General features: G+C 62.2%; 19 protein-coding genes. 8 read left to right on the top strand and 11 right to left on the bottom strand.

From position 1 onward, the window contains the following. Positions 1-12 precede the first annotated feature (12 nt). From mnmC to LVS58_RS03900, 5 genes are all read left to right on the top strand, one after another. On the top strand, positions 13-1,977 hold the full coding sequence (gene mnmC, locus LVS58_RS03880) for a bifunctional tRNA (5-methylaminomethyl-2-thiouridine)(34)-methyltransferase MnmD/FAD-dependent 5-carboxymethylaminomethyl-2-thiouridine(34) oxidoreductase MnmC (protein ID WP_233689959.1): 1,965 nt from the start codon (positions 13-15) through the stop codon (positions 1,975-1,977). Between the two features lie 221 nt (positions 1,978-2,198). Further along, the gene (locus LVS58_RS03885; protein WP_233689960.1) at positions 2,199-3,986 is read left to right on the top strand and encodes an N-acetylglutaminylglutamine amidotransferase; all 1,788 of its coding nucleotides are present in this window, start codon (positions 2,199-2,201) and stop codon (positions 3,984-3,986) included. A 3-nt stretch (positions 3,987-3,989) separates the two neighbouring features. Next, entirely contained in the window at positions 3,990-5,735 is a 1,746-nt protein-coding gene (ngg, locus tag LVS58_RS03890) for an N-acetylglutaminylglutamine synthetase (protein WP_233689961.1), read from the top strand. 130 nt (positions 5,736-5,865) lie between these two features. Continuing rightward, positions 5,866-7,050 carry an osmoprotectant NAGGN system M42 family peptidase gene (locus LVS58_RS03895; RefSeq protein ID WP_233689962.1) on the top strand — a complete coding sequence of 395 codons (1,185 nt, stop codon included), beginning with the start codon at positions 5,866-5,868 and terminating at the stop codon, positions 7,048-7,050. Between the two features lie 83 nt (positions 7,051-7,133). Next, positions 7,134-7,361, top strand: a complete 228-nt coding sequence (locus LVS58_RS03900; protein ID WP_004575803.1) for a YheU family protein — start codon at positions 7,134-7,136, stop codon at positions 7,359-7,361. A 14-nt stretch (positions 7,362-7,375) separates the two neighbouring features. Here LVS58_RS03900 and csrA read toward each other — a convergent pair whose 3' ends face one another. Next, positions 7,376-7,555 (bottom strand): carbon storage regulator CsrA, encoded by a 180-nt coding sequence (gene csrA, locus LVS58_RS03905; protein ID WP_233689963.1) that lies wholly within the window; start codon positions 7,553-7,555, stop codon positions 7,376-7,378. A gap of 120 nt (positions 7,556-7,675) precedes the next feature. Further along, positions 7,676-8,485, bottom strand: coding sequence for an SDR family oxidoreductase (locus LVS58_RS03910; protein ID WP_233689964.1), 810 nt, complete (start codon positions 8,483-8,485; stop codon positions 7,676-7,678). A 206-nt stretch (positions 8,486-8,691) separates the two neighbouring features. Here LVS58_RS03910 and LVS58_RS03915 point away from each other — a divergent pair, with 206 nt between their 5' ends. Then, a complete protein-coding gene (locus LVS58_RS03915; protein WP_003252624.1) occupies positions 8,692-8,844 on the top strand; it encodes a DUF3309 family protein in 153 nt (50 codons plus the stop codon). Between the two features lie 72 nt (positions 8,845-8,916). On the opposite strand, the gene LVS58_RS03920 is transcribed toward LVS58_RS03915, so the two are convergent. The 8 genes from LVS58_RS03920 to LVS58_RS03955 form a co-directional block, all read right to left on the bottom strand. After that, entirely contained in the window at positions 8,917-10,080 is a 1,164-nt protein-coding gene (locus tag LVS58_RS03920; RefSeq protein WP_233689965.1) for a hypothetical protein, read from the bottom strand. Between the two features lie 11 nt (positions 10,081-10,091). Then, positions 10,092-10,865, bottom strand: coding sequence for a molecular chaperone (locus LVS58_RS03925; protein WP_233689966.1), 774 nt, complete (start codon positions 10,863-10,865; stop codon positions 10,092-10,094). A gap of 54 nt (positions 10,866-10,919) precedes the next feature. After that, positions 10,920-13,388, bottom strand: a complete 2,469-nt coding sequence (locus tag LVS58_RS03930; RefSeq protein WP_233689967.1) for a CS1-pili formation C-terminal domain-containing protein — start codon at positions 13,386-13,388, stop codon at positions 10,920-10,922. A 74-nt stretch (positions 13,389-13,462) separates the two neighbouring features. Beyond that, positions 13,463-13,954: a CS1 type fimbrial major subunit gene (locus tag LVS58_RS03935; RefSeq protein ID WP_233689968.1), complete on the bottom strand. Its 492-nt coding sequence runs from the start codon at positions 13,952-13,954 to the stop codon at positions 13,463-13,465. Between the two features lie 72 nt (positions 13,955-14,026). After that, positions 14,027-14,512, bottom strand: a complete 486-nt coding sequence (locus tag LVS58_RS03940) for a hypothetical protein (RefSeq protein ID WP_233689969.1) — start codon at positions 14,510-14,512, stop codon at positions 14,027-14,029. Positions 14,513-14,662: 150 nt separating this feature from the next. Further along, entirely contained in the window at positions 14,663-16,327 is a 1,665-nt protein-coding gene (locus LVS58_RS03945) for a cation acetate symporter (protein ID WP_233689970.1), read from the bottom strand. After that, positions 16,324-16,635, bottom strand: a complete 312-nt coding sequence (locus LVS58_RS03950) for a DUF485 domain-containing protein (RefSeq protein ID WP_003252591.1) — start codon at positions 16,633-16,635, stop codon at positions 16,324-16,326. The genes LVS58_RS03945 and LVS58_RS03950 overlap by 4 nt, the downstream gene beginning before the upstream one ends. A gap of 204 nt (positions 16,636-16,839) precedes the next feature. Beyond that, positions 16,840-17,700 (bottom strand): glycine betaine ABC transporter substrate-binding protein, encoded by an 861-nt coding sequence (locus LVS58_RS03955; RefSeq protein ID WP_233689971.1) that lies wholly within the window; start codon positions 17,698-17,700, stop codon positions 16,840-16,842. Positions 17,701-17,897: 197 nt separating this feature from the next. Here LVS58_RS03955 and LVS58_RS03960 point away from each other — a divergent pair, with 197 nt between their 5' ends. Further along, complete coding sequence (locus LVS58_RS03960; RefSeq protein ID WP_233689972.1) at positions 17,898-19,463, top strand: glycoside hydrolase family 17 protein; 1,566 nt, start codon at positions 17,898-17,900, stop codon at positions 19,461-19,463. A gap of 39 nt (positions 19,464-19,502) precedes the next feature. Here the strand turns inward: LVS58_RS03960 and LVS58_RS03965 are convergent, their stop codons facing one another. Beyond that, a complete protein-coding gene (locus LVS58_RS03965) occupies positions 19,503-19,868 on the bottom strand; it encodes a hypothetical protein (protein WP_233689973.1) in 366 nt (121 codons plus the stop codon). A gap of 190 nt (positions 19,869-20,058) precedes the next feature. On the opposite strand from LVS58_RS03965, the gene LVS58_RS03970 reads away from it, so the two are divergent. Beyond that, the gene (locus LVS58_RS03970; RefSeq protein ID WP_233689974.1) at positions 20,059-21,357 is read left to right on the top strand and encodes a serine/threonine protein kinase; all 1,299 of its coding nucleotides are present in this window, start codon (positions 20,059-20,061) and stop codon (positions 21,355-21,357) included. The last annotated feature ends 1 nt before the right edge of the window (position 21,358 follow it).

Genomic DNA, 21,358 nt, shown 5'->3' on the forward strand with positions numbered 1-21,358 from the left:
ACCGAGCCAACCATGCCCACCCTCCTCCAGCACGCCCAGATCGACTGGGACGACCAGGGCCGCCCCCATTCGCGGCAATATGACGACGTCTATTTCGCAGTCAACGAAGGCATCGAAGAAACCAAGCACGTGTTCCTCGGCCAGACCCGCCTGGCCGAACGTTTTGCCAACCTGGCGCCGCACGCCTGCACGGTGATCGGCGAAACCGGTTTTGGCACCGGCATGAATTTTTTCTGCGCCTGGCAGTTGTTCGACCAGCACGCACACCGCGACGCGCGCCTGCACTTCGTCAGCGTCGAAAAGTACCCCCTCGGCCACGCCGACATGGCCCGCGCAGTGCGCCTGTGGCCTGAACTGGCCGCCTACACCGAGCCACTGCTGGAGCAATACGTGGCAGTGCACCCAGGCTTTCAGCAGTTCACCTTCGCCGATGGCAGGGTCACCCTGACCCTGTTGATAGGCGATGTGCTGGAACAGCTGCCGCAACTCGATGCGCAGATCGATGTGTGGTTCCTCGACGGCTTCGCCCCCGCCAAGAACCCCGACATGTGGACCCCGGAGCTGTTTGCGCAACTGGCGCGGCTATCGCACCCGGGCACGGTGCTGGGCACCTTCACCACCACCGGCTGGGTACGCCGCAGCCTGGTCGAAGCGGGCTTTGCCATGAAGAAGGTGCCAGGCATCGGCAAGAAGTGGGAGGTGATGAGCGGCGCCTACGTCGGCCCCCTGCCCGGGCCATGCGCGCCATGGTACGCGCGCCCCGCTGTGACACAGGGACCGCGCGAGGCACTGGTGATCGGTGCCGGGCTTGCCGGCAGCAGCAGCGCCGCCAGCCTGGCCCGGCGCGGCTGGCAGGTTACCGTGCTGGAGCGCCACGAAGCCCCGGCCCAGGAAGCTTCGGGCAACCCGCAAGGGGTGCTGTACCTCAAGCTGTCTGCCCATGGCACCGCGCTCTCGCAGATGATCCTGTCCGGGTTCGGCTACACCCGGCGCCAGCTGCAGCGCTTGCAGCGTGGCCGTGACTGGGATGCGTGCGGGGTGCTGCAACTGGCCTTCGACAGCAAGGAGGCTGAACGCCAGGGCAAGCTGGCTGCCGCTTTCGACCATGGCTTGCTGCACTGCCTGGCACGCGCCGAGGCCGAAGCCATCGCCGGCGTGGCGTTGCCTGGCGGCGGGTTGTTCTACCCCGAAGGTGGCTGGGTGCACCCGCCAGCGTTGTGCCAACAGCAGTTACAGCACCCTGGTATTCACCTGGTGACCCACCAGGAAGTGCTCGAACTGCGCAAAGTGGGTGAACAGTGGCAGGCCTGGGCTGGCGACCAGCTGTTAGCCAGCGCTCCCGTGGTGGTCCTGGCCGGTGCGGCGGATGTGCTGCGCTTCGAACCTTGCGCCCAGTTACCGCTCAAGCGCATCCGTGGGCAGATCACCCGCTTGCCCGCCACCGCCAGCAGCCAGGCACTCGGCACCGTGGTGTGCGCGGAGGGCTATGTGGCACCGCCGCGCGAGGGTGAACATACGCTGGGTGCAAGTTTTGACTTCCATAGCGAAGACCTTGCGCCGACAGTGGCCGAGCATCAGGGCAACCTGGCGCTGCTGGATGAGATTTCCACTGACCTGGCCCAGCGCCTGGGCGTGGCGGAGCTGAACCCTGAGCAATTGCAAGGGCGCGCGGCGTTCCGTTGCACCAGCCCGGATTACCTGCCGATCGTCGGGCCGATCGCCGACGGCCAGGCGTTTGCCGAAGCCTATGCGGTGCTGGGCCGAGATGCGCGGCAGGTACCGGATGTGCCCTGCCCTTGGCTGGGCGGGTTGTATGTAAACAGCGGGCACGGCTCACGCGGGCTGATCACGGCGCCGTTGAGTGGCGAACTGGTGGCGGCCTGGGTAAGTGGGGAACCGTTGCCATTGCCGCGGGCGGTGGCGGAGGCTTGTCATCCGAACCGGTTTGGATTGCGCCGGTTGATTCGGGGGAAGTGATTGCTTCGGGCGTATGTCATTGCATTTGTTGCGCCTGGAAGATCGAGCGCCGCCCGCGCGGCGCTCGATTTCTGCAACGCCACAATACCCCAGGCAATAACCTACCACCTCAACCTCATATAACAGATTGTTCTAAAACTCTCACAAAGCACATAGGTCAGTTCCTTAAGGTGCCCTAATCCGGGGCATCACCTCCCCAACGGAAAAACCGGTAAGGACTTATGTGCGGATTAGCAGGAGAGTTGCGTTTCACCCCCATCGACCAAGCCCCTCGCCCAGCCGACCTGGCTGCGGTAGAGCGCATTACCCATCACCTGGCCCCGCGTGGCCCGGATGCCTGGGGCTTCCATAGCCAGGGCCCGATCGCCCTGGGCCACCGGCGCCTGAAGATCATGGACCTGTCTGACGGCTCGGCGCAGCCGATGGTCGACAACACGCTGGGCCTGTCCCTGGCCTTCAACGGCGCCATCTACAACTTCCCCGAGCTGCGCGAGGAGCTGCAGGCACTGGGCTACAGCTTCTGGTCCGACGGCGACACCGAGGTGCTGCTCAAGGGCTACCACGCCTGGGGCGCAGCACTGCTGCCCAAGCTCAACGGCATGTTTGCCCTGGCCATCTGGGAGCGCGACAACCAGCGCCTGTTCCTGGCCCGCGACCGTCTCGGTGTCAAACCCCTGTACCTGTCGCGCAACGGCGAGCGCCTGCGCTTTGCCTCGACCCTGCCGGCACTGCTCAAGGGCGGCGACATCGACCCGATGCTCGACCCGGTGGCACTCAACCACTACCTGAATTTCCACGCGGTGGTACCGGCACCGCGCACCCTGCTGGCCAACGTGCAGAAGCTGGAGCCTGGCACCTGGATGCGCATCGACCGGCATGGCGAAGTGGAACGCCAGGTCTGGTGGCAACTGCACTACGGCCCCCACCCCGACGAGCGTGATCTGGACCTGGAAGGCTGGACCACTCGCGTGCTCGATGCCACTCGCGACGCCGTAGCCATCCGCCAGCGGGCTGCTGTGGATGTGGGTGTGTTGCTGTCCGGTGGGGTCGATTCCAGCCTGCTGGTCGGCCTGCTGCGCGAAGTGGGGGTGGACGACCTATCGACCTTCTCCATCGGCTTCGAGGACGCCGGCGGCGAGCGCGGCGATGAGTTCCAGTACTCCGACCTGATCGCCCGGCATTACGGCACCCGCCACCACCAACTGCGCATTGCCGAACACGAGATCATCGACCAGTTGCCGGCCGCGTTCCGCGCCATGAGCGAGCCGATGGTCAGCCACGATTGCATCGCGTTCTACCTGCTGTCGCGGGAAGTGGCCAAGCACTGCAAAGGCGTACAGAGCGGCCAGGGTGCCGATGAGCTGTTCGCCGGTTACCACTGGTACCCGCAGGTGGACGGCGCCGACGATGCCTATGCGGCCTACCGCGACGCCTTCTTCGATCGCAGCCACGCCGAATACCGCGACACCGTGCAGGCCCCCTGGCTGCTGGAAACCGACGCCGCCGGCGACTTCGTGCGCGAACACTTCGCGGGCCCCGGCGCACCGGCTGCCGTGGACAAGGCCCTGCGCCTGGACAGCACCGTGATGCTGGTCGACGACCCGGTCAAGCGGGTGGACAACATGACCATGGCCTGGGGCCTGGAGGCGCGTACGCCGTTCCTCGATTACCGCCTGGTGGAACTGTCGGCACGCATTCCCGCACGCTTCAAGCTGCCCGACGGCGGCAAACAGGTGCTCAAGCAGGCGGCGCGACGGGTGATCCCGCATGAGGTGATCGACCGCAAGAAGGGTTACTTCCCCGTACCGGGGCTGAAGCATCTGGAAGGTGCCACCCTGGGCTGGGTACGCGAACTGTTGACCGACCCCAGCCAGGATCGAGGGTTGTTCAACCCGGCCATGCTCGACCGCCTGCTGAGCAACCCGCACGGCCAGCTGACGCCATTACGCGGTTCCAAGCTGTGGCAACTGGCGGCGCTGAACCTGTGGCTGAGCGAACAAGGAATCTGACCGATGAAAGCCCATGAAATCGCTTATGGTCAGCGCCTGCTGCGCGGCCAGACGCCGTCCTACGAGCGCCTGCAAGCGCGCCTGGCCGGCGATGGCAGCCAGCCCCACGACCAGCCGCGCGCCGTGCACTGCGGCTGGGGCCGGCTGTTGATAGGCCACACCTACCCCGACCCGGCTTCCCTGGCCGAGGACCTGCTCGACGAGCACCCGGGCGAACGCGACATCGCCCTGTACGTGGCCGCACCGCAGCAGGTGCTGGCCCAGGCCCCACAGCAGCTGTTCCTCGATCCGTCCGACACCCTGCGCCTGTGGTTCACCGACTACCGCCCGGCGCAGCGGGTATTTCGCGGCTTCCGCGTGCGCCGGGCACAGAACCCCGCCGACTGGCAGGCGATCAACACGCTGTATCAGGCGCGCGGGATGCTACCCGTCGACGCCGAGCTGCTTACCCCCCGGCACCTGGGTGGCCCGGTGTACTGGCTGGCAGAGGACGAAGACAACGGCTCGGTGATCGGCAGCGTCATGGGCCTGAACCACACCAAGGCGTTCGATGACCCCGAGCATGGCAGTAGCCTGTGGTGCCTGGCGGTGGACCCACACTGCACCCGCCCCGGCGTGGGTGAAGTGCTGGTGCGCCACCTGATCGAACACTTCATGAGCCGTGGCCTGGCCTACCTGGACCTGTCGGTGCTACACGACAACCGCCAGGCCAAGCGCCTGTACCAGAAACTGGGTTTTCGCAACCTGCCCACCTTCGCAGTCAAGCGCAAGAACGGTATCAACGAGCAGCTGTTCCTCGGACCCGGCCCGCAAGCCGACCTCAACCCCTACGCTCGGATCATCGTCGACGAGGCGCTACGCCGAGGCATCGAAGTGCAGGTCGATGACGCCGCTGGCGGCCTGTTCACCCTGAGCCTGGGCGGGCGGCGCATTCGCTGCCGGGAATCGCTCAGCGACCTGACCAGTGCCGTGACCATGACCCTGTGCCAGGACAAACGCCTGACCCAGCACGCCCTGCACAACGCTGGGCTGCAGGTGCCCGCGCAACAGCTGGCGGGCAATGCCGATGACAACCTGGCGTTTCTCGAAGAGCATGGCGCGGTGGTGGTCAAGCCGGTCGATGGCGAGCAAGGCCAGGGCGTGGCGGTGAACCTGACCTGCATCGACGACATCACCCGCGCCGTGGCACACGCCCGCCAGTTCGACAGCCGCGTGCTGCTGGAAAGCTTCCATGCCGGGTTGGACCTGCGCATCGTGGTGATCGGCTACGAGGTGGTGGCCGCCGCTATCCGTCACCCGGCGCAGGTGCTGGGCGACGGCACGCACAGCGTGCGCCACTTGATCGAAGCCCAGAGCCGTCGCCGCCAGGCCGCCACCGGTGGCGAAAGCCGCATTCCGCTGGACGACGAAACCGAGCGCACCTTGCGCGCAGCAGGCGTTGGCTATGACGACGTGTTGCCGGCCGGCCAGCGCCTGGCCGTGCGGCGCACGGCCAACCTGCACACCGGCGGCACCCTGGAAGACGTCACCGAACGCCTGCACCCGGTGCTGGCCGATGCTGCCGTGCGCGCGGCACGCGCACTGGAAATTCCGGTGGTGGGGCTGGACTTCATGGTGCGTGATGCCGGGCAGCCGGAGTACGTGATCATCGAGGCCAACGAACGTGCTGGCCTGGCCAACCATGAACCGCAGCCCACGGCCGAGCGTTTTATCGACCTGCTGTTTCCCCATAGCCGGCCTTTGGCGTAAACCCGTGCCGGCCTCTTCGCGGGCAAGCCCGCTCCTACAGGGATATCACCGCCCTTGAAGGCAGCGCTGTCCCTGTAGGAGCGGGCTTGCCCGCGAAGAGGCCGGCACAGGAGAAAAGGAGTCCCCAACCATGTCCGAGCAACACCCCGAACCCGATCTCGACTACCTCAAACGCGTGCTGCTGGAAATGCTCGCCATCCCCAGCCCCACCGGCTTCACCGACACCATCGTGCGCTACGTCGCCGAGCGCCTGGATGAGTTGGGCATCCCCTTCGAGCTGACCCGCCGCGGCACCATCCGCGCCACGCTGAAGGGCCGGCAGACCTCGCCCGACCGCGCCGTGTCGGCCCACCTCGACACCATCGGCGCCAGCGTGCGCCAGTTGCAGGATAACGGCCGCCTGGCGCTGGCACCGGTGGGTTGCTGGTCCAGCCGCTTTGCCGAAGGTAGCCGGGTCAGTGTATTCACCGATACCGGCGTGTACCGTGGCAGCGTGCTGCCGCTGATGGCCAGCGGGCATGCCTTCAACACCGCCATCGACCAGATGCCGGTGAGCTGGGAGCATGTGGAAGTGCGTCTGGATGCCTACTGTGCCACCCGCGCCGACTGTGAGGCACTGGGTATCAGCATTGGTGACTTTGTCGCCTTCGACCCGTTGCCCGAGTTCACCGAAAGCGGCCACATCAGCGCACGTCACCTGGACGACAAGGCGGGCGTCGCCGCATTGCTGGCGGCATTGAAGGCCGTGGTGGAAAGCGGCCGCCAGCCGCTGATCGACTGCCACCCGCTGTTCACCATCACCGAGGAAACCGGCTCGGGTGCAGCCGGCGCTCTGCCCTGGGACGTCAGCGAGTTCGTCGGTATCGACATCGCCCCGGTGGCGCCTGGGCAGGCTTCCAGCGAGCATGCGGTCAGTGTGGCCATGCAGGACTCGTCGGGGCCTTACGACTACCACCTGTCCCGGCACCTGCTGAAACTGGCCGGCGACCATGACTTGCCTGTGCGGCGCGACCTGTTCCGCTATTACTTCAGCGATGCCCATTCGGCGGTGACTGCCGGGCACGATATTCGTACCGCACTGGTGGCATTCGGTTGCGATGCCACCCATGGTTACGAGCGTACCCATATCGACAGCCTGGCAGCGCTGAGCCGGTTGCTGTCAGCCTACCTGCTGAGCCCTCCAGTGTTTGCCAGCGACTCGCAGCCGGCCAATGCGTCACTCGAGCGCTTCAGCCACCAGTTGGAGCATGATGCGCAGATGGAGAGCGACACGCGGGTACCGGCCGTGGACAGCCTGGTCGGAAACAAAGGCTGAACGCCCTTGGGGCTGCAAAGCGGCCCCAACACCTCCAATGTTTCGCGTAGCATGCCCACACCTATTTCAGACACCACCCGACCATGCTGATCCCCTACGACCAATTGCAAGCCGAAACCCTGACCCGCCTGATCGAGGACTTCGTCACCCGCGACGGCACCGACAACGGCGACGACACCCCGCTGGAAACCCGTGTGCTGCGGGTACGCCAGGCATTGGCCAAAGGCCAGGCGTTCATCCTTTTCGACCTGGAAAGCCAGCAGTGCCAGTTGCTGGCCAAGCATGATGTGCCCCGCGAGCTGCTCGAATAGCAGGCCAGGCCTCTTCAGGCCTTGCTCTGCTTGGACTCCTTGATGCGCTTGTGAACTTCGGCCCGATGCACCGGCACCTCGCGCGGAGCATCCACACCAAAGCGCACCACGCCGTCCCGGGTCTCCACCACGACGATCCGGATGTCATCACCAATCATGATGACCTCCCCAACTTCGCGCCCAATTACCAGCATGTTCCGATCCTCCTGCGAAAGGGAAAACCGGAGCCTGCCCCGTAGGTATTCAGCTACTCAATAGCTCCACTGCGATTCAGAAGCCCCTTACGCATTTGCGTAACTTCTCCTACAGACCAATTATCGCGACGGGGCTTTTGCCCGCATTTTCACCGCCATTTCGGCCATCTCGTCGTACAGCCGCTCAGGGGCCTGGCGTTTCAGTTGCCAAGCCTGGCGCCCTGCCTCATGCGGCAGGATGAGGAACTCGTCTGCAGTGACCTGCTGATGGATATAGTCGGCGATATCCGCTGCACTGATCGGCGAACCTTCGAGCAGCTTGCCCACCTGCGCCTTCATCGCCGGGTTCGGCCCGCGGAACGAATCCAGCAGGTTGGTCTGGAAGAACGACGGGCACACCACGTGCACCGCCACCTCCACCTGGCGCAATTCCACCAGCAGGCTTTCTGACAAGGCCAGCACACCGGCCTTGGCCACGTTGTAGTTGCTCATGCCTGGGCCCTGCATCAGTGCTGCCATCGAGGCAACGTTGACAATGCGCCCCTTGCTGCGCTCCAGCAGTGGCAGGAAGGCCTTGCAGCCTTTGACCACGCCCATCAGATTGACCGCGATCTGCCAGTCCCAGTCTTCCAGCGACAGTTCGGCAAAGAACCCGCCCGAAGCGACACCGGCGTTGTTGACGATCACATCGACCCCACCGAACTTCTCTTCGCAGGCCTGGGCAAGGGCCGTCAGCTGGCTGTAGTCGCGCACATCGCAGCGCTGGACGAAGCCGTCGCCACCGGCCTGGCGAGCCTGCTCCAGCGTTTCGCGCAGGCCGGTTTCGTTGACATCGGCCAATGCCAGGCGCCAGCCCTCTCGTGCCCAGCGCAGGGCGATCTCGCGGCCGAGCCCGGACCCGGCGCCGGTGATCATGATGCGTTTTTGCATGGTCGCAGGCCTTGTTCTGACAGGGAGTCCGGCGAGTGTAATCAAGGCGTCGCCCTCCGGGAGGATTCATCAGGGTAGTGAATGGGCGGCCATGATTGGGTGGACGGCTGCACGGGGATGGAATCTTTACCAACCCGCACCGGTCCGAATTATCGAGAGGCCAGCAATCTCAGGCTCTTGCCCCCTAATCACGCAAGGACTTTGACATGACCACGATCCTTATCATCATCCTGATTCTGCTGCTGATCGGTGGCTTACCGGTCTTCCCCCACTCGCGCAGCTGGGGCTATGGCCCTTCCGGCATAATCGGCGTGGTGCTGGTGATTCTGTTGGTATTACTGTTGCTTGGGATGATATGACGCGCTGTGGATAATCACCTCAAACTGCCACTGAGATGAATGGCAAGCGGGTCACATCACCCGGTTGCCATCCTACAGGTTCGCATCGAACACCATCGTCACGACGGCCTGATACTCGATACCAGGCAACATGTCCTGTTCCTGGGTGTGGCCGCGAGGGTATACATGAAAATGCAACTGCCCTTGGCTGCCGGTCACACCCTCTGGCGGGACTTCCAGGCTCATGGCGTTCTCAGCCCCGCCAAAGGACATTGCCTGCCGATAGAGCGAACGGCCATTGTAGGAAACCCCTGGCAACGTCATTGCCAGGTACAGCGGTATGCCCTTCCCGTTGGCGGACCGTAGTTCGCACGTCCTATCCAGCCCGGTGCTGCACAGCGCCCAGACGTTGAATGGCCCACTGGCAGTCAGGCTGAAGCCCACGTCTTTTTCCAGTTTCTCGGTCACACCCCGTCCTCGGCCCCCATGCCCATGCGCCTGCTGCGGCACCAGTACCACCTGCTCGGAACCCGGCTCAAAACGCACCTCAAGGTCATGCACGACCTCCAGTTCGACGTTGATCGCCACTGAATCGGCCGTGAGCCCGGAGACCGTTCGGCTCGAGCCCAGACCTATATCCCTGTCGGGGCCTACCGAATAGACCACCCGCCCTCGGTAGACGCCCGACTTCAAGCTCGCCGGCAAAGGCGTCTTCAGCCTGTAACCCAGCGTAAGGTGACTCACATGGTAAGTGCTTGCATTCGCTGCGTTGAGGTCGGCCCAACATCCGTTGCTGGCTGGCGACCACAGAAACAAGCGATGCGCCGCGCTCGCCAACGCAACCTGGCAACCACTCGAGTCCAGGCCCGTGCGCGCTGCGAGCGTAGGCGCCCCATCGTCCGAAGTAACCGCCCCGCCCAGATGGGTAATGGCAAAGTCCATGCTGACCTGCTCGCCGGTCTGATCACGGACCATCAATAGCGGCGTCGGCTGAACAGGTGCCGAGAGGTAGAAACCATCGGCGCCTTCGCCATCGACTGTTTTCGAGTACTCGACCCCCACATCCAGCAAATCCTGCAATGGATGGCCACAAAGCTGCGGCAACTGAGTACAGACAGGTGACGACCGGGGTGTCAGGTTTTCAAATTGCCTGGTCTCGCCGCGGTAACGCAGCTTGAGCGTAATGTCGGCCGCTTGCGCCCACGACGAACCCAACACGCCAGACAGCAGTACCAGCATTGCACACTTGCCAAACATGCCCCTACCTCTCACTCTGCCTTGAAGTTCATGGCTTTGCGCGCATCGCCTTCCACCAGTTCGAAGCGATGTTCAACACCAGGCTTCTCGACGAACTCGCGCGTACGCCCGGGGCGAAGATGGTACTTGGCAGGAGGATCACACGCGTCCTGGACCAACACACAGGCCTCGACGTTGTCGAGCAGCACCGTCGCATTGCCCTCGTTGCGCACGGTCCATTTCCCACCGACGCGCTCGATCGAGGTCTGGTACCGCGTGGCAGCAGGCTTGGTAATCAAAATGGTGCCGTAGCCGGCCAGAAACTGCACACCGGCACTGAGTTCTTTGCGGTAAGCGTCAAGCTCCGTTTCATCCAGTGCGAAGCTGTCATCCTGTTCCGGCACCACCGGGACGAAGCGCAGCCGGTAGTAACGCTCCTGGTTCCGTTCACCGCGATACAGCAAGCGCACGGCCTGCATGCCGCGTGCCGGGATGATCATCCGCGCTGGGCTGGCAACAACGCTGCGCTGGTCGAAGGGCAACTCATCGACGTCCACCTCACGGGGTTCGGCCTGGCCGTCGTAGACCAACTCCACCACGCTGACTTTGACGAAGGCGGTACTGTCCCCCCGGTTGTAGATACGTTTGGCATAGGTGCCCTTGCCTGGCTCGAGGTAATCATAGAGCGCGCCGACATCCAGCTGTGGCCCGGCCTGGGCAAACCAGGGCAGCATCAGCGCAACGAACAACAAGGGTGACAAGTGAAATATGAACCTGTGCATCTTCAACCTCTGTTTACTCAACATCCAATTCATCGACCCGGGAATCGGGCCCTCTACAGCTTCACGCCGAAAGCCGGCTCAGCCCACAGGGGGCACACACTGCTGATCACCCACGATCAGCAAATCATCCTCGCGCTCAAAGTTGTCCGGCGTTAATGTCAGAAGGCAGTTGCCTGCCGTGCCATGTCGAACTTCCAGGGTGGGCCGTGACTCACTCATTTCGACGTTGAAATAGCCATCCACCTCGACAACCGTGCGCCCGGCGTCATTGACCACATGCGCGCCCTGCAGTGGCTGGCCTTGCCCGTCGAGCAGCCGGCCAAACACGGTGACCGTTCGCATGACCTTCACTGAGTGGTACCCCACCCCACCGCGGTTGAGGTGATAGTCCACCGCAAAAGGTTGGATCTGTGCTGGCGGCACGTCCTTCGTGTCGAAGTCGAAGCGCACATGGCCCGACTTGAACGCCGTAACCGGCACGATATTGCGGCCGGGATGCAGCACTGCACTCATGCCCTGGCCATCGTTGGCGCGCAGTTTCACACCGTGCAGGTCGCTTTCGACATCGATGATCAAGCCGGCTTCGAGCGGCAGGTTGCTGCCACCCATGGCCAGCTTCCCGGCGCTCAGCGCCAGGGTGCTTTCCAGGTTGAGGCCACCGCTGAGGTTATTGTTGAAAGAGGAACTCTGGGCATAGGCATCGCCCTGCAGCGCCTGGCTGTGGAAGCGCCCATTGGCCGCCAGGCTGGTGCCATAGCCATCGAGCGTCGCGCTGCCCCCCAGGCTGTGCACGGGGCCCAGGTCGACGTTCTGCCGATACCACAGCGAAGCATAGGGGTCATTGCCCCCCTCACGCGAGGCGCGGCTACCCACATCGACCCCAAGCTGCCTGCCATCGTGCTCAAGCTTCATGCTTACAGCAACGTTGACGCCGCGGCTGCGGACACCAGCGCTGCTGCGCGTTCCAGGCCTGTCGAAAAGTGACAGGCGAACACTGCTCTGATGCCCCCGCAGTTTTCCGTAGAACGCCCAGCTCAGGTCGGCACCCAGGCCGCTTGCCGAGCCCGCACTGTGTTCCAGGCGCAGCGTCGCTGAACTGCGCGAGGTTACCCGCTGGTTGATCGAAAAGGCGGTGCGGCTGCGCACCTGACGCTGTGAAGTATCGTCGCGACCGTTACTGCCAGGCTCCAGCCAGGTCTGGTTGTGGCTCAGCAACAACGAGCCCCAAGGGTGGGTATAGGTCAACTGCAGATCGCCGCCGTTGCCCAGGCCCTGGGTCTGATTGAGGCTGGCGTAAAGCTTGAACCGTTCATGCACGTCCCAGTCCAGCGAGGTACCCAACTGCAGGTCAGCATCGACCTGTTGCACTGACAACCCCAGCACCGCAGCAGGATGCATCAGGTAGTTGGAAAGAGCACCGAACACCGGGCTCTGTTCACGACTGCCATCCGAGTTGCTCAGCAGCTCGACCTGCTGGCCGAGGTAGAGGTTGTAGCGCCAGCGGTTATCCATGTTCTGCCATCGGCTGGGCTTGTAGATGGACACTTCGCTGCGCGAAGTCTCCAGGCCGTCTTCGAGCAAACGCAGCTCCACATCGTAGATGCCGCCGGGCAATACCCGCGTGTCGAGCGCCTGTAAACCGGGCTGTACCGGCTGACTGTTGATCAGCGAACCATTGCGATAGATTTCGACGATACCTGGGCGGTTCGGCGTGACGTAGACCGGGATGGCGCTGGCTTGGCCATTGTCGATCAACAGGCTGTCACTGCTGCCCAGCATCAAGCCAAGCGTGCTATCAGGGCGGCGCCCGAGTAGCGCTGGCTGGCGCACCAGGCCTTGTGAGTCAGTGGAGAAGTAACCCAGCCGAAAGAAATGCGCTTCATGCAGGCTCTGCGCGTAAAGCTGGTTCATGCGGTAACGCATATCGCCCTGCTCAGCTGGGGTGCGTTCCACGCGTGCATCGGCAAGCGTCGTCCAGTTATGCAGGTTGCCCTGACCGAGCAGGCCGATTCTGCCCGTGGTCTGATTGCCATCATTGACCAGGTTGAGCTGGTTACGCAGCAGCAACCCAGCGTTGCTCTGCTCCGGGAGGCGGTGGAAGAGCGTGTCCTGCTCCAGCTTCTCGGCATTGGACGTCAGCAATGACAACTGGGAATTGGCAAGGCTGTAATGGATAGCCTGCAGCCCGTCCGGGCAGTTTTGCAGGCAATCGCCCAGCATGCGCCCGCCCTCCAGGCGCTGTTGCCATAACTGCCTGAGTGTGGCCGGCTCTGCGCTCTGCTCAGTGTCGGTAAACGCCAGCAACTGCACACGGTTATCACGGCTCAGCACCACCATGGCATCACCGAGATAGCGCTGATCCAGTTCCACTCGCACGGCAAGTGGCACCTCGAAAAAGTGCGCCTCGAAGTCTTCAGGCAAACGCCCGAATGTATTCAGGTCAGTGGCACTGGACGCGCGCTCGGCTGACACTTCGAGGGGCAAAAGGCAGGCAGCACCCAGCAGCCAGACAGCAAGTGCATGGCCGGGTGCAGCAAACTGGAACATGCTTCAATCCACTTCAACACCTGCCCCTACACTGGTAATCATCCAGTCAGTTGAGGCAGGCGGCACTGCTTCAATCAAAGGCTGGTGGAAGAAGTTTCAAACAACACTCTCACTACCCCGGCATACTCACCCTTCACATAACCTGCATCAGGCTTGATGGCATTGAACGTAATGGGAAGATCATTGCCGACCTTGGCATCTTCCGCGCTCATGACCTCCGCGGGCGTCAACCCCAACTGCTTACCCCCCACGGTGATGGCAAGGTTAATCTTTTCGTCGGTTTGTGAGTCTTGCAACGCTGCTGTTTCCAGCAGATGGGCCTGAATAGCGCCCACATCACTTTGTGCCGAAAACTTTTCATTGACCGCCTTGAAGTCTTCGCGTTCCGGCTCATATTCAAGCGTCACGCCTCTGTCCAGCCAGTCCCCTACCGGGGCCACCGAAAAATCATTTCCGGGAATGATCGCGGTCACTGAAATATTCCGGCTGATCGGCTCAGGGGCGGACGCGACAGCGGCACCGGCGAACAAAGCAATGAAAGGGACAGCCAATACATAGGATTTCACGTCAAACTTCCTTTAACGGTTGCACATCAACAAATAGCGGGCACCCTGGGGCACCCGATTGAAAGTTGTGAATCAGGGCGCCCCTGTTTCAAACATCAAGGTGGCTTGCGTGACGTAGGTGCCGGGCATGCGAGTCGACGACGCTTCCGCCATCGGATAGAACCTGAATTGGATGTTTTTCCCCTGAGCGGCCTCAGCAGCACTGACGATCTCAACGGGTGCTGTGCCCATTTTTTTGCGATTCAACATGATGTGGTATCGACGGGGCGCTTCTGCACCGCCCACCCGCGTAAACCGATAATCCGAACGGTCTGTTTTCGCGTAAATCGGGCCATAGGTACTTTTAACAAACACCTCTTTTTCAATTTGCTTGAAGACCCCCCGGTCCGGGTCATACTCAGCCTGAAGTACGTCTTCCCACCAGCTGCCAACTGAGGCCACCTGAAATTCAGGCACCGACACAACAGCCTGTACACTGATGTCCTGCGGTACTTCCTTCGCCGCTGCGGCGCCCGCCGCGCCAAGGAGAGCGAAGGTGATTAAACAGCGTAATTTCATTGAACGGTTCCCACCTGTGCCGGCATCTATTGAGCATTTACGACATGCAGGAACCTTAAGGGCAGACCATCAATATGTATGTAGGCTGTTTCTGGCTGCATAAAAAAACGCCCCGACAGGCGGGACGTTCTTCAGTGCAGGGGATTGGCGTTAGTGGGAAACCGCCCCGCTGGCACCCAGGCCAGTCTGCGAACGCACGAACTGGGGGAAGAACAGCGCGCGCTCATCCTCAGCCGCCTTGGACTTGTCGGTAACCGAGAAGAACCAGATGCTGACGAAGGCAATGGCCATCGAGAACAGCGCCGGGTACTCGTACGGGTAGATTGCCTTTTCGTGGCCGAGAATCTGTACCCAGATGGTCGGGCCAAGGATCATCAGCGTCACCGCACTCACCAGGCCCAGCCAGCCGCCGATCATGGCGCCGCGGGTGGTCAGCTTCTTCCAGTACATCGAAAGCAGCAGTACCGGGAAGTTGCAGCTGGCGGCAATGGAGAACGCCAGGCCGACCATGAAGGCGATGTTCTGCTTCTCGAACAGAATCCCCAGGCCGATCGCCAGTACCCCCAAGGCCACAGTGGTGATCTTCGATACGCGGATCTCGTCCTTGTCGTTGGCTTTGCCCTTGCGCCAGACGCTGGCGTACAGGTCGTGGGACACCGCCGAGGCACCGGCCAGGGTCAGGCCAGCCACCACCGCCAGGATGGTGGCAAAGGCCACCGCCGAGATGAAGCCGAGGAACACACTGCCACCCACCGCATTGGCCAAGTGCACCGCGGCCATGTTGTTGCCGCCCAGCAGAGCGCCTGCGGCGTCCTTGAAGGCCGGGTTGGTGCTGACCAGCAGGATCGCACCAAAGCCGATGATGAAGGTGAGGATGTAGAAGTAGCCGATAAAGCCGGTGGCGTACAGCACGCTCTTGCGCGCTTCCTTGGCGTCACTGACGGTGAAGAAGCGCATCAGGATGTGCGGCAGGCCGGCAGTACCGAACATCAGTGCCAGGCCCAGGGAGAATGCCGAGATCGGGTCTTTGACCAGGCCGCCGGGGCTCATGATCGCCTCGCCCTTGGCGTGTACCTTGATCGCTTCGGAGAACAGCGTATTGAAGTCAAAGCCTACGTGCTTCATGACCATCAGCGCCATGAAACTGGCACCGGACAGCAGCAGCACAGCCTTGATAATCTGTACCCAGGTGGTGGCCAGCATGCCGCCGAACAGCACGTACAGGCACATCAGGATACCCACCAGGATCACCGCCACATGGTAGTCCAGGCCAAACAGCAGCTCGATCAGCTTGCCAGCGCCGACCATTTGCGCGATCAGGTAGAACGCCACCACCACCAGCGAACCGGAGGCCGACAGGGTGCGGATTTCCTTTTGCCCGAGGCGGTACGAGGCCACGTCGGCGAAGGTGTACTTGCCCAGGTTGCGCAGGCGTTCGGCAATCAGGAACAGGATGATCGGCCAGCCAACCAGAAAGCCGATCGAGTAGATCAGGCCGTCATAACCCGAGGTGAACACCAGCGCGGAAATACCCAGGAACGAAGCGGCCGACATGTAGTCGCCAGCAATCGCCAGGCCGTTCTGGAAGCCGGTGATCTTGCCGCCGGCAGCGTAATAGTCCGATGCCGACTTGTTGCGTTTGGAGGCCCAGTAGGTGATGCCGAGGGTGAAGGCGACGAAGGCCACGAACATGGCGATGGCGGAAACGTTCAGCGGTTGTTTCTGCACCTCGCCGGTCAGGGCATCGGCGGCCCACACAGCGGGTGCGAAGGCTCCGCAGGCCAGTACGGCCAGGGCTTTGACTTGGCGAATCATTGTTGCGCCTCCTTCAGGATTTCCTTGTTCAGCTCATCGAATTCGCCGTTGGCACGGCGCACGTAGATGGCGGTCAGGACGAATGCCGAAACGATCAGACCGACGCCCAGGGGAATGCCCCAGGTAATCGATGACTCAGGGCTGAGCTTGGCGCCCAGCAGATGAGGACCGTAGGCGATCAGGAGGATGAAGGCGCAGTACAGGCCGAGCATGATCGCCGAGAGAATCCAGGCAAACCGTTCGCGTTTGGTGACCAGCTCCTTGAAACGGGGGCTGTTTTGTATCGAGAGGTAAATGCTGTCGTTCATTGTTTTTGTCCTAGCAGCACAGATACGGGATGGAACCCACACCCTTACTTTATGCTGCCGATGGACGCCAACCAGACGACCTTAGTCTTAGATGCAACGGTGTTTTACCGATTGCGTAACAAAGTGATGACCCGTTCGCGGGTAAACCCGCTCCCGTAGGAGCGGGTTTACCCGCGAAGAAACCACATTGGCCCTGGAAGGTTGTTACTTGCCCGTCCACTCCTTCACACGATCAGGGTGCTTGGCGACCCAGTCCTTGGCTGCCGCTTCAGGCTTGGCCCCTTCCTGAATCGCCAGCATCACCTCGCCAATCTCGTCCTTGGACTGCCAGTTGAACTTCTTCAGGAACTCCGCCACTTCCGGTGCCTTTGTTGCCAGCTCCTTGCTGCCGATGCTGTTCACGGTTTCTGCCGCGCCATAGACGCCTTTCGGGTCTTCGAGGAACTTCAGCTTCCACTTGGCGAACATCCAGTGCGGAACCCAACCGGTCACCGCAATCGACTGCTGCTTGGCATAGGCACGGCCCAGTTCCGCAGTCATCGCCGCACCCGAGCTGGCCTGCAACTTGTAACTCGTCAGGCCATAGTCCTTGATCGCCTGGTCGGTCTTGAGCATCACACCGGAGCCTGCGTCAATGCCGACAATCCTGTCCTTGAAGCTGTTATCGGTCTTGAGGTCGGCGATGCTCACCGCCTTGACGTACTCGGGGACGATCAGGCCGATCTTGGCGTCCTTGAAGTTCGGGCCGTAGTCGACCACGTTGTCCTTGTTCTTGGCCCAGTACTCACCATGGGTCACGGGCAACCAGGCCGACAACATCGCATCGAGCTTGCCAGTGGCCACACCCTGCCACATGATCCCCGTGGCCACGGCCTGCAACTTCACGTCATAGCCGAGTTTTTGCTTGATTACTTCGGCGGCCACGTTGGTGGTCGCCACGCTGTCGGCCCAACCATCCACGTAACCAATGCTTACTTCTTTGGCCATTGCCTGTGCAGCGCTCATGGCCATTACCAGGGCGGTGCCCACACCCAGTAAACGTCGCATTTTTTTCAAAGTTGCCATCAAAGCATCCCCTCGTCAGGTCTTGGAGATTGCATCATCTTCCTGCAACACAAGTCGACCTGATCCAGCTGCGACCTGCACCCGCCCCATATGCGACAGCACTATGCCATTAGCGCCATCGGCCTACCTCGGCCTGCGCGATCCTTGCATGCCAAAGGTTTGGCGCCGGGCTACTATCTAACCTTTTGTGCCAGACGATGGACCGCCACATGCCCAGTTGTAGCCGCCTGTTATTGCCGTTATACCTGCTTGCCTGCCTGCTGGCACTGCTCGGGCTGGGGGCGCTCTGGTACGGGCTTGGCAAGCCTGTGCAGCTGCCCGATGCGGCCAGCCCCGCGCACAAGCTGCAATGCGCTTCGTACACGCCGTTTGACAAAGACCAGTCGCCTTACGACCAACCGTTTCGCCTGCGCCCAGCGCGGATGGATGCCGACCTTGCATTACTGGCCGAGCGGTTTCAGTGCATCCGCACCTATTCCATGAGCGGTCTTGAGGCAATTCCGGCGCTGGCACGCAAGCATGGGTTGAAGGTGATGCTGGGCGCCTGGGTGAACGCCCACCCGGCCGACACCGAAAGGGAAATCAACCTGCTGATTGCCGCTGCCAATGCCAACCCTGACGTGGTCAGCGCGGTGATCGTCGGCAATGAGACACTGTTGCGCAAGGAGGTGACCGGTGCCCACCTGGCCAAGTTGATCGCGCAGGTGAAGCGCCAGGTCAAGGTGCCGGTAACCTACGCCGATGTCTGGGAGTTCTGGCTGCAGCACCCGCAGGTGGCCCCGGCAGTGGACTTTCTGACCATCCATCTGCTGCCCTACTGGGAGGACGACCCGCGTGGCATCGACGATGCCTTGGCCCACGTTGCCGATGTGCGCCGGGTGTTCGGCACACGCTTCGCGCCCAAGGACATACTGATTGGCGAAACCGGCTGGCCCAGCGAAGGCCGTCAACGCGAAACGGCGGTACCCAGCCGGGTCAATGAGGCGCGCTTCATCCGTGGCTTCGTGGCCATGGCCGAGCGCAATGGCTGGCACTACAACCTGATCGAAGCCTTCGATCAACCCTGGAAACGCGCCAATGAGGGCGCAGTGGGTGGTTACTGGGGGCTATACGATGCCGACCGGCAGGACAAGGGCGTGCTCGAAGGGCCAGTGAGCAACCTCCATGACTGGCCGCAGTGGTTGCTGGCCAGCGCCGTGCTGACGGTGATCATGCTGGTGCTGGCCGGGCGCCCCGCTACACCGATTGCAGCCTTGCTGCTGCCGCTGCTGGCAGCGTTTGGCGCCGCTTGCCTGGGCCTGTGGGGCGAATTGATGCGTACCCATGCGCGCTTTGCCGGGGAATGGTTGTGGGCATTGATGCTGGCCGGGTTGAACCTGCTGGTATTGGCCCATACGTTGTTGGCGCTGGCGCAGCGCGCCGGCTGGCGTGAGCGCTTGTTCGCCTGGTTGCAGGTGCGAGCCGGATGGCTGTTGCTGGCGGCGGGCTTTGCTGCGGCGGTAAGCATGCTGGCCATGGTGTTCGACCCGCGCTACCGCAGCTTCCCCAGCGCAGCGCTGGCCTTGCCTGCGCTGGTGTATGTACTGTGGCCGGTGCGGGCGCGGCGGGCGGAGGTGGCTTTGCTGGCGTTCATCGTCGGCGCCGGGGTAGCACCGCAGTTGTTTGTCGAAGGGCTCGAAAACCAGCAGGCCTGGGGCTGGGCGGTGGTCAGTGTGGTGATGACGGCGGCATTGTGGCGCAGCTTGCGGGTGCGACAGGCTTGATACCGCATATCCCCTGAGCCCATAGGTACGCTCAGCTGCTTACAATGGGGGTTGCCTGACCAGGCGCAACCCCGCCAGTACCAGTGCAAACACTGCAATGCTGGCGGTGTACAGCACCAGCGCCGGCACCGCGAACACCAGCGCCAACACCGCCAGCCACCCGCCGGCCCGCGCGGACACAAACTGGGCCAGCAGCGCCAGGCCCAGCCCGCCCCAGGCCATCACCTGATGGTGGATGCCCAACCCCAGCAACGAACGCACCTCGCACTGCCAGTACGCCGTCGGCACTGCGCACAGGCCAACCCACTGGCCATCCTCCATCAATGCGTAGCGCACACCATAACTGGCCGCGAGCCAAAGCCCCAGAAACAGCACCAGCAGCACCGTCGGCAGCGAACGAGACATCCTGTTCTCCAATAGCGGTAATCGAAAGCATCCATGATCGCTTATGCCCGTTTCTAAGGCAAAATCACACCCCGGCGGCTATGTTGCAGATAGCAAGTACGCCAAAGGCCACCGCAGCGGGCAACTTTGCCCGCCTGGCTGTGGTCCTAGCCTGCACACTGCTCGACCTTGCGTTCTTTTGGGGGATTACATGCTTCGATCTTTGCGCCTCGCTGCCCTGCTCGGCAGCTTGCTCATGGCTGTGGCCGCTTCAGCGCGGGATATCGACGCTGCCAGCTATGGCTACCCTCTTACCAACCCGTTCGAGGCCACCATCGCCACCACGCCGCCGGACAAGCGCCCTGACCTGCCCAGCGACGATGAAATCAATCAGTCCGACTACAGCCTGAACTTGCGCCCGGAACGTGAGTTCACGTTGCCCGACAACTTCTGGGCAGTGAAGAAGCTCAAGTACCGCCTGGCCCGCCAGGATCGCGAAGCGCCGCTGATCTTCATCATCGCCGGCACCGGTGCGCCCTACAGCAGCAGCATCAATGAATACCTGAAGAAGCTGTTCTACCAGGCCGGCTTCCACGTGGTGCAACTGTCATCGCCCACCAGCTATGACTTCATGAGTGCCGCCTCGCGCTTTGCTACCCCCGGCATCAGCCAGGAAGACGCCGAAGACATGTACCGGGTCATGCAGGCCGTGCGCGCCCAGCATCCACGCCTGCCAGTCAGTGATTTCTACCTCACCGGTTACAGCCTGGGTGCGCTCGACGCCGCCTTCGTCAGCCACCTGGACGAAACCCGCCGCAGCTTCAACTTCAAGCGTGTGCTGCTGCTCAACCCACCGGTCAACCTCTACACCTCGATCAACAACCTCGACAAGCTGGTACAAACCCAGGTCAAGGGCATCGACCGCAGCACCACGTTCTACGAGCTGATGCTGGAAAAACTCACTCGCTACTTCCAGGACAAGGGCTACATCGACCTGAACGATGCCCTGCTGTACGACTTCCAGCAGTCGCGCCAGCACCTGTCCAACGAACAGATGGCCATGCTGATCGGCACTTCGTTCCGCTTCTCGGCAGCCGACATCGCCTTCACTTCCGACCTGATCAACCGCCGTGGCCTGATCATTCCGCCGAAGTTCCCGATCACCGAAGGCAGCAGCCTGACACCGTTCTTCAAGCGCGCCCTGCAGTGCGACTTCGACTGCTACATGACCGAACAGGTAATTCCGATGTGGCGCGCCCGCACCGACGGCAACAGCATCCTGCAACTGGTCAACCAGGTCAGCCTGTATGCCCTGGAAGACTACCTGCGCAGCAGTGACAAGATCGCCGTGATGCACAACGCCGACGACGTCATTCTCGGCCCTGGCGACATTGGCTTCCTGCGCAAGGTGTTCGGTGAACGGCTGACCCTCTACCCCCATGGCGGCCATTGCGGCAACCTCAACTACCGCGTCAACAGTGACGCCATGCTGGAGTTCTTCCGTGGTTAAC

It is taken from the genome of Pseudomonas sp. JR33AA (genome assembly GCF_021378985.1).
Classification (GTDB): Bacteria; Pseudomonadota; Gammaproteobacteria; order Pseudomonadales; family Pseudomonadaceae; genus Aquipseudomonas; species Aquipseudomonas alloputida.

What these genes read in the sequence shown, in the direction of transcription:
- csrA (WP_233689963.1), bottom strand. Translation starts at nt 7,555, where the DNA reads ATGCTGGTAATTGGGCGCGAAGTTGGGGAGGTCATCATGATTGGTGAT.
- LVS58_RS03950 (WP_003252591.1), bottom strand. Translation starts at nt 16,635, where the DNA reads ATGAACGACAGCATTTACCTCTCGATACAAAACAGCCCCCGTTTCAAG.
- LVS58_RS03945 (WP_233689970.1), bottom strand. Translation starts at nt 16,327, where the DNA reads ATGATTCGCCAAGTCAAAGCCCTGGCCGTACTGGCCTGCGGAGCCTTC.
- LVS58_RS03930 (WP_233689967.1), bottom strand. Translation starts at nt 13,388, where the DNA reads ATGTTCCAGTTTGCTGCACCCGGCCATGCACTTGCTGTCTGGCTGCTG.
- LVS58_RS03910 (WP_233689964.1), bottom strand. Translation starts at nt 8,485, where the DNA reads ATGCAAAAACGCATCATGATCACCGGCGCCGGGTCCGGGCTCGGCCGC.
- LVS58_RS03885 (WP_233689960.1), top strand. Translation starts at nt 2,199, where the DNA reads ATGTGCGGATTAGCAGGAGAGTTGCGTTTCACCCCCATCGACCAAGCC.
- LVS58_RS03925 (WP_233689966.1), bottom strand. Translation starts at nt 10,865, where the DNA reads ATGTTGAGTAAACAGAGGTTGAAGATGCACAGGTTCATATTTCACTTG.
- LVS58_RS03955 (WP_233689971.1), bottom strand. Translation starts at nt 17,700, where the DNA reads ATGGCAACTTTGAAAAAAATGCGACGTTTACTGGGTGTGGGCACCGCC.
- LVS58_RS03940 (WP_233689969.1), bottom strand. Translation starts at nt 14,512, where the DNA reads ATGAAATTACGCTGTTTAATCACCTTCGCTCTCCTTGGCGCGGCGGGC.
- LVS58_RS03900 (WP_004575803.1), top strand. Translation starts at nt 7,134, where the DNA reads ATGCTGATCCCCTACGACCAATTGCAAGCCGAAACCCTGACCCGCCTG.
- ngg (WP_233689961.1), top strand. Translation starts at nt 3,990, where the DNA reads ATGAAAGCCCATGAAATCGCTTATGGTCAGCGCCTGCTGCGCGGCCAG.
- LVS58_RS03895 (WP_233689962.1), top strand. Translation starts at nt 5,866, where the DNA reads ATGTCCGAGCAACACCCCGAACCCGATCTCGACTACCTCAAACGCGTG.
- mnmC (WP_233689959.1), top strand. Translation starts at nt 13, where the DNA reads ATGCCCACCCTCCTCCAGCACGCCCAGATCGACTGGGACGACCAGGGC.
- LVS58_RS03920 (WP_233689965.1), bottom strand. Translation starts at nt 10,080, where the DNA reads ATGTTTGGCAAGTGTGCAATGCTGGTACTGCTGTCTGGCGTGTTGGGT.
- LVS58_RS03965 (WP_233689973.1), bottom strand. Translation starts at nt 19,868, where the DNA reads ATGTCTCGTTCGCTGCCGACGGTGCTGCTGGTGCTGTTTCTGGGGCTT.
- LVS58_RS03915 (WP_003252624.1), top strand. Translation starts at nt 8,692, where the DNA reads ATGACCACGATCCTTATCATCATCCTGATTCTGCTGCTGATCGGTGGC.
- LVS58_RS03970 (WP_233689974.1), top strand. Translation starts at nt 20,059, where the DNA reads ATGCTTCGATCTTTGCGCCTCGCTGCCCTGCTCGGCAGCTTGCTCATG.
- LVS58_RS03960 (WP_233689972.1), top strand. Translation starts at nt 17,898, where the DNA reads ATGGACCGCCACATGCCCAGTTGTAGCCGCCTGTTATTGCCGTTATAC.